Origin of the sequence: Bacteroides sp. AF25-38AC (genome assembly GCF_003602995.1) — a bacterium.
Classification (GTDB): domain Bacteria; phylum Bacteroidota; class Bacteroidia; order Bacteroidales; family Bacteroidaceae; genus Bacteroides; species Bacteroides uniformis.
Window position 1 is genome coordinate 1 of sequence record NZ_QTMD01000089.1, and the last position, 482, is coordinate 482.

General features: G+C 38.2%; 1 protein-coding gene. It reads left to right on the forward strand.

Going from position 1 to position 482, the window contains the following annotated elements:
• The coding region (locus DWY55_RS21830; RefSeq protein WP_133303502.1) for a substrate-binding domain-containing protein at positions 1 to 428 on the forward strand (428 nt) is incomplete at its 5' end.
• Between the last annotated feature and the right edge of the window lie 54 nt (positions 429 to 482).

A 482-nucleotide genomic window follows, 5' to 3' on the forward strand; every position in this document is an offset into this window, starting at 1 on the left:
ATGTCAACCTTATCCATATGAAAGAGCGTATCCGTGGTTATAAAAAGGCTATGGATGAAGCCGGTAAGAGAAACTTGGCTAACGTGGTCTTTTTGAGGCAGGATGCTCCCAGAAAGTCCGCAGACCGTTTGTTGCCTAAAATGATTGATGGTGGTGTAGACGCTTTTCTTTTTGCCACCAACATGATTTCATTGGCTTGTTTATATACAATAAAGGACATGGGAGAGGGAATTATTGGTAAAATAGGTCTAGTGGGTTTTGACGGTAATCCGGTATTTGACTTTTTTGATGCCCCTATATCCTATATTCAGCAGCCTATAGATGTTTTAGTACAGAAAGCACTTGAAATACTGATAGATATCATTATTAACGGTAATACAGTGCAGTCTGTGCTTGCCGAGGGAGAATTTATTGAAATGGCTCCTTAGGAGAGCTGTTTTTTTTACATGATGGCTTAATCGATTTAGTTAATTTTTATATTA